General features: G+C 62.9%; 2 protein-coding genes. Both read right to left on the bottom strand.

The genetic code is table 11. From position 1 onward, the window contains the following. Positions 1-1,328: chromate efflux transporter (gene chrA / locus AC5JJ6_RS09330; RefSeq protein WP_496041774.1), on the bottom strand; the 1,328-nt coding region annotated here is incomplete at its 3' end. Position 1,329: 1 nt separating this feature from the next. Then, positions 1,330-2,148 (bottom strand): chromate resistance protein ChrB domain-containing protein, encoded by an 819-nt coding sequence (locus tag AC5JJ6_RS09325; protein ID WP_496041773.1) that lies wholly within the window; start codon positions 2,146-2,148, stop codon positions 1,330-1,332. Positions 2,149-2,423: the final 275 nt, after the last annotated feature.

Raw genomic sequence — 2,423 nt, 5'->3', positions numbered from 1 at the left:
AAGATTGCCAGGATCGCGGCCACGGTGAGCACCAGAGCGGGGACGTTGATCGACGACCAGACCGGTACATCCACCGACAGGGCGTAGCCCTCCCACACCTCGACCTGGCGGAACAGGACGTGCAGAGCAAACCAGACGGCCAGGTTCATGATCACGCCGACCACCGCCGCCGTGATGGCGGACAAGGCCCCCGTCATCGCCTTGTTGTTGCGCAGCGTCTCGATGAACGGCGCACCGAGGAAGATGAACAGGAAGCACGGCACGAACGTGACCCAGGTGGTCAGGATCGCGGCCAGCGTGGCGGCCATCATGGGATCGAGCGCCCCGGCTTCACGGTACGCGCCCATGAAACCCACGAACTGCACCACCATGATCAGCGGCCCCGGCGTCGTTTCCGCCATGCCGAGGCCGTCCAGCATTTCGCCTGCCTGAAGCCAGCCATAGTGCTGCACGGCTTCCTGGGCGACATAGGCGAGGACGGCATAGGCTCCGCCGAACGTCACCACCGCCATTTTACTGAAGAAGAAAGCAATCTGGGTGAAGACGTTATCAGGCCCCGCCAGCAGGAACAGCAGGGCGATCGGCCCAAGCCAGAGCAGTAGTAGAATACTAGAAATCCGCAGCGACCAGGCGAGATTGGGACGGGCGTGGAGGGGCGTTTCCTCGCCCAGCAGGGAGTCTTTATCCGCCAGCGTCGGCCCTTTGCTCTTGCCGTGCCCGCCGCCGACCTGGAACAGCGGCGACCCGGCCCGGCCACCGATGAAGCCGATCAGGCCCGCCGTCAGAACGATCACGGGAAACGCCACGTCGAAGAAGAAGATGGCGATGAAGGCCGCCACGGCGATGCCGATCATCACCGGGTTTTTGAGCGCCCGGCTGCCGATCCGCACCACTGCCTGAACCACCACCGCCAGCACGGCGGCTTTCAGTCCGAAGAACAGACCCTCGACCAAGCCGACATTGCCGAAGGCGGCATAGATGTAGCTGAGGATCAGAATGGAGAGAAAGCCCGGCAGGACGAACAGGCTACCCGCGACCAAGCCGCCTTTGGTCTTGTGCAGCAGCCAGCCGATATAGACAGCGAGCTGCTGCGCCTCCGGCCCCGGCAGCAGCATGCAGTAGTTCAGGGCGTGGAGAAACCGGCTCTCACCGATCCACCGCTTTTCCTCAACCAGGATGCGGTGCATCACGGCAATTTGTCCGGCAGGGCCGCCGAAGCTCAGCGCCGCGATGCGCAGCCACACCTTGAAGGCTTCGCTAAACGGGATGCCGTGCCCTGTCTCAGCGGCAGACTTACCTGTCTCAGTGTGGTTGAAAACATCCTGCATGTCACGCTCCCGGCTTCCTGGACGGCCAATTATGCGTTTCGTCGGTCGCGTCCCGGCACCACCGATAGAAGGCGTCGTAGAGCGTTAGCCCGGCCTCAAGCTGCGCCAGATCGTCCGTGTACATGCGGGAAAGCCCCAGCGAGGCGGCCAGCAGTCCGGCCGCTTCCGGCGCGAGGGCAAGGTTGGCGGTGTCCGCGCCGCGAACGATGGCGGCTAGGCGGAGCAGCGCTTCGGTTCTAAGGCCGAACTCCTCCACCATAATGTCGAAGGTGCACAGGCCGTCGCGGTGGCTCCAGAACACATCCTCGATGTCGAAGGGCGCAGCGTTGAAGCGCTCCCCGACCGCTTGCACCTCCGCAGGCGTCACGAACAGGAAGACCGCCGCCGGATCGACAAACCGGCGGATCAGCCAGGGGCAGGCAATGCGGTCGATTTTAGGGCGGCCTCGTGTCACCCATACCGTGCGGCCTTGCGGATCGCGGCTCGGCATCCTGGCTGTAGGAACGGCGGGAAGCTCGGCCCTGGCCCATGCCTGGAAGCCACCTTCCAGCACGTCCGAGGGCACCCCTTCATGACGCAGCCAGGCGGCAACACCGTGACTCAACTTCTGGCCCTTCTGGCAGATGACAATGGGGGAACGCCCTTGGAACCGTCCGGCCCATGCGGTCACGTCAGTGTGGGGGTGACGCACGGAGCCAGGGATCAGGCGGGAGTCGGCGGCGAAATCCTCGTCCGTGCGAACGTCGATCAGGGCAGGACACTTCGGTGTTCCGATCAGTCGAGCGAGTTTATCAAAGGAGATGGTCGTCAAAGAAGACATGGCGCGTCCTTCCGGGTATCGGGGTTGGGACACGATGCTTCGGCATGTCGCCTCGTGGGGAGATCGCATTCCCCATAAGATGTTTAATTACAAACGCTCGCCGCCTCTGTCAAGCGAATGGCCCTTTTACAAGCGTATATTGTTCGATTGGTACAAGAATGCCGAAGTCAGAGAGATCAGCGCATCGCCCACTCAATCCAGCCATAAACTTCCTGGCACAGCATCCGGCGCCCTTCCTCGTCCTCACCCGACTGCACCGCCACACGGAACCAAGG

Source organism: Skermanella sp., assembly GCF_059503625.1.
The sequence above is the reverse complement of the archived record's forward strand: the minus strand, read 5'-3'. Positions and strand labels throughout refer to the sequence as shown.